Annotated in this window: 4 protein-coding genes; 1 reads left to right on the forward strand and 3 read right to left on the reverse strand. The window is 40.4% G+C overall.

The features are described from left to right. The 3 genes from OGM63_RS05045 to queC form a co-directional block, all read right to left on the reverse strand. On the reverse strand, positions 1 to 509 hold a 509-nt coding region (locus tag OGM63_RS05045), incomplete at its 3' end, for a DinB family protein (protein ID WP_263744406.1). Continuing rightward, positions 484 to 1,272 carry an ergothioneine biosynthesis protein EgtC gene (gene egtC / locus OGM63_RS05050; protein ID WP_263744407.1) on the reverse strand — a complete coding sequence of 263 codons (789 nt, stop codon included), beginning with the start codon at positions 1,270 to 1,272 and terminating at the stop codon, positions 484 to 486. The genes egtC and OGM63_RS05045, both read right to left, overlap by 26 nt. 563 nt (positions 1,273 to 1,835) lie before the next feature. Continuing rightward, positions 1,836 to 2,525: a 7-cyano-7-deazaguanine synthase QueC gene (gene queC, locus OGM63_RS05055; RefSeq protein ID WP_263744409.1), complete on the reverse strand. Its 690-nt coding sequence runs from the start codon at positions 2,523 to 2,525 to the stop codon at positions 1,836 to 1,838. Between the two features lie 652 nt (positions 2,526 to 3,177). Here queC and OGM63_RS05060 point away from each other — a divergent pair. Then, positions 3,178 to 4,248, forward strand: a complete 1,071-nt coding sequence (locus OGM63_RS05060) for a Gfo/Idh/MocA family protein (RefSeq protein ID WP_263744408.1) — start codon at positions 3,178 to 3,180, stop codon at positions 4,246 to 4,248. The last annotated feature ends 163 nt before the right edge of the window (positions 4,249 to 4,411 follow it).

Genomic DNA, 4,411 nt, shown 5'->3' on the forward strand with positions numbered 1-4,411 from the left:
AAGGGGGATGGGGGAGATGAAGAAGAAATTCCCCCAAGTCGTCCTCCAAGGAGTCCATTCCTCTTTGCTAATTCCAACAAAAAAGTGATCGTTTCACAGTGTTGGCTTTCGTGTTGAAGCAAAAAGCAGAGAAGACGTTCTTGCTGCTGTAAATCAGCTACTTCTAAGTAATCTAGGACGTTCTTTCTAACTGCGTCCAAGTAATAGTAAATTTCTTCCAAGTTTGGTAATTGGATTCGCTGTGATTTCGGCAATCCATCAGCTGCAAAAAATTTGCGGTATTGGGGAAATAAACAAGAATTACCTGCACCACGTTCTAGTAGCCATAACGACTCAGTGTAGGCAATATGTCCCAAGTGCCATCCCACAGGGCTAAAATCGGGATGAACTTGACGGCAAAATGTGGCTTTGTCCATATCCTGGAACAAAGCCAGAGTGTTTCTTCGACATTGATACAAAGCAAGGGAAATTGCTTGTTGTAAATTAGATTTTCTTAATTTCGATATCACAGTCTTCTTCCACAGTCATAATGCTATTTTCCGGGAAAGCAGTCCAATTACCAGGGAATAGCGGTTCAGATGCAATAATTACCGAGTTAGGGAAAATTAAATCGTCCCGCAACCAGTAAAGAGACGGAGGTGGTGAGCTTGCAGCAAAGCGTGAAGCAATCAACCGATGTCCATCGCTAATTATCACATTTACTGAAACATCTACTTCATGATGTTTGGCTAAATCTAAAAGCATTAATAATGTCTTGCGTAAAGCAGATTCTAAAGTTAGATGTTGATTGTCTTGCCACTGTGAGAGCAGTAGGGCAAAAATATGCTCAGAATCAGTACTTCCATTGATTAGTTCGTAATATTCAGGAGGTATAATGCTGCGAATTTCTCTATATAATGTTTTTCGGAAATTCTCAATTCTGCCATTGTGAATGAATAGGAAATTTTTATAGTTGAACGGTTGACAATTAGCAAAATCTAATGCTTGACCTTGTGTAGCACTACGAACATAACTCAGTACACATTTAGACTCAACAAAACGGCACAGATTTGGTAGATTAATATCGTTCCAAATCGGCAGTGTATTTTTGTAGGTGAAAGGTTCGGTATCTTTTTGAGGATGATACCAACCGACACCAAAACCATCAGCGTTGACTACCCCAGAAGTCATTTCACGGGGTTGGTAACTTTGCACTATCAACGAGTGTTCTGGTTTGTATAAAAGATGTTCTAGAGAAATAGGCAAACCAAGGTAGCCAAGTAATCGGCACATAATTTAAGTATTTGCTTTAATTGAGCTATGTGAGTGAGAGTTAAATGAATAATCGCTCTGGTGAAAATCAAAAACTTTCTTTTTCCTAAGCCTTTACATAATTTAACATTTATTAAAGATAATTATTATGTGTCATGCCGAGGTTATCACCTTTTTTGAATTTTTAATTTAAAAAAAGTTAAATACTGAAACATCAAATATCTAAAAAATACTCAGTAAAATTATTGCTTTCTTTTCCACATTCCACACGGAAATTAGTAGTATATGTGAACTACATTCCCAGAAAATCCAAAATTATAATTTGGACACCTAAGTAACCATCAAGGAAAAAAAATTATCTAGGAAAAAATGCCCATTGATATGGGACTCATATCTGATTGCGTGAAATACACTTCCGGCTGATTGGGGTCAGTTGTGTTAGCGTCAAGTAGGGCACGATCCTTTATGCTTTGGTGGGTGACTGCAAAGTCCGTAAACCCTACATGTACTTAGATTTTTTCACGCAATTAAACCGGATTCGGATATAGTGAGTTCCTTTCCCCTGAAGAAAATTGCCCAATTTCCTACTCAACATACATCACTGGATCGACGATTCCCAATTCGGCAAAAGCCGCTAGACGCAAGCGGCAAGAATCGCACATTCCGCAAGCTTTATCACTACCTGCGTAGCAAGACCAAGTTAATTCCCACGGCACACCTAATTTATTGCCAAGTTGGATAATTTCGGTTTTTTTTAGGTTAATTAGGGGCGATTCAATTGTAATCGCTTCTCCAATACGTCCTTGTTTCGTTCCTAAACGAAAGACTTCTTGCATCGCTTGGATGTAATCAGGGCGACAATCAGGATATCCAGAATAATCTAAAGCATTAACGCCAATGTAAACGCGATCGCCGCCGATAATTTCAGCTATTGCGAGGGCAAAGCTTAAAAATATTGTATTGCGAGCCGGAACATAAGTCACAGGGATATCTTGTGACATTTCAGCGAATGTACGTTCTTGGGGTAAATCAATCGCGTCGTCTGTAAGTGCCGAACCGCCCCATTGCCGTAAGTCAAATTTTACCACTTGATGTTGTACCGCTCCAGCTTGTTGAGCGACTAAAAGTGCTGACTGTAACTCTCGTCGATGTCGCTGCTGGTAATCAAAGGATATAGCGTGGCACTCATAACCATCAGCTTTGGCTTGATACAGAATTGTGGAAGAATCTAATCCTCCGGACAACAGAATTACAGCTTTCATCTCGGTTTTTATTTTTGTTTTGATTTGATTTGTTTGTCAACATGCCACAAACAGAGGTTGCAGAGTATATGCAAGCCTGCTCTATAACGAACAAGAGAGTGGCAAGCCGCCTTAAATAAGGCAATTGCATCAATGGAAGCCAAAACGTGGCACGATGACTTAAACAAGCCGCTCTGGATTTATCCCGGATTTCGGAGATTATTCAATGAAAATAATTCTAAGTGTATAAGCGATCGCAATTTCAAATGAAACTCTTGTTGTGAAAAATCTTCTAAGTAGTATATTTTGGGGCTTTTGTAATTTTACTGACAATAAACTGAGGAATTTTAACTTGTCTTCAATCGATATTAATCCCGGTAAGTAATTGCCTAAAAGCAGAGCGAGAAAGTAACCCTTAATTATTACTTAATTTTTCAAGTTAAGAAAAAGACATATTAGGTTTTGTGTAAAGCGCAAAAAAAACTAATCGCTCAAAACTAAATATACAAAACAAACTTAGATTGCGGGAACTCACAACAAACTTTGAAATTCTTCATAAATAGAGCCTCTATGTTACCATCTGGATGGTTTTAGACGGTTCGTGACTAGCAATCAAGTATAAACGCCAACGCTCGAAGCGTCTTTAGATTTGGTGGTTGAGGAGAAAATAGTAGTGCAAAATAGCATGTCAGTGGCAGAACCGAATCCATATATACAACGAAACCAGCCACGACCGATCCGCATAGGCGTGATTGGGGTGGGTAACATGGGACAACATCACACGCGTGTGCTCAGTTCAATGAAAGACGTTGAACTGGTCGGGGTGTCAGATATTAATGTTGAGCGAGGGTTAGAAACTGCCAGCAAATATAAGGTGCGTTTCTTTGAAGATTACTGTGACTTACTGCCTCATGTAGATGCAGTTTGTGTCGCAGTTCCCACCCGCTTGCATTATGCCGTCGGCATCAACTGTCTTTTGGCAGGAATTCATGTTTTGATGGAAAAGCCCATCGCTGCGAGCATTTCTGAAGCAGAATCCTTAGTAAATGCCGCTGCTGAATCTCAATGTATCCTGCAAGTAGGTCACATTGAGCGCTTTAGTCCAGCTTTCCAAGAATTGAGCAAAGTGCTAAAAACAGAGGAAGTGCTGGCTCTAGAAGCTCACCGCATGAATCCTTACTCAGACCGGGCAAACGATGTGTCAGTTGTGCTGGATCTGATGATCCACGACATTGACCTACTTTTAGAATTAGCCGCATCTCCAGTAGTGAAGTTGACCGCTAGTGGTAGTCGCGCCCAAGACTCTGGCTACTTAGATTATGTCACAGCTACCTTGGGGTTTGCTAATGGCATTGTCGCTACCGTTACAGCCAGCAAAGTCACTCACCGTAAAATTCGCCGCATTTCTGCTCATTGCAAAAACTCGTTTACGGAAGCAGATTTTCTGAAAAATGAAATTTTGATTCATCGGCACAGTACTGCCAATTCAATGATGGATCATCGACAAGTTTTTTATAAGCAGGATGGTTTAATAGAACAAGTCTACACCAGTAACATTGATAAGCTGGGTGCAGAATTAGAGCATTTTGTCAACTGTGTACATGGTGGCAATCAACCTTCAGTTGGTGGCGAACAAGCCCTAAAAGCTCTCCGATTGGCAAGTTTAATTGAACAAATGGCTTTGGAAGATAAAGTTTGGAACCCATTAGAATGGCAATCAGAGCACTTAGTCCAATCATTGTCCCCTACAGTTTAAAAGGTAAAAGGTGAGCGTTAATTTGGTGAGTCCAGCACAATTTGTCTTTTGGTTTCCACTATGAACCGGATAAGAGCGAACCCGCTAAAGAGTGGACGGGTTTCCTATACAGGGTGACTAAGTGGCGATCTTCGACTTGTTGAGCGTCACCCGAAAGGTAGAA

The sequence above is a fragment of the Plectonema radiosum NIES-515 genome, assembly GCF_025753815.1.
In the GTDB taxonomy this organism is placed as follows: domain Bacteria; phylum Cyanobacteriota; class Cyanobacteriia; order Cyanobacteriales; family Nostocaceae; genus Hassallia; species Hassallia radiosum_A.

Excerpts from the sequence above, each read along its gene's own strand:
- egtC (WP_263744407.1), bottom strand. The coding sequence starts at position 1,272 with ATGTGCCGATTACTTGGCTACCTTGGTTTGCCTATTTCTCTAGAACAT.
- OGM63_RS05060 (WP_263744408.1), top strand. The coding sequence starts at position 3,178 with ATGTCAGTGGCAGAACCGAATCCATATATACAACGAAACCAGCCACGA.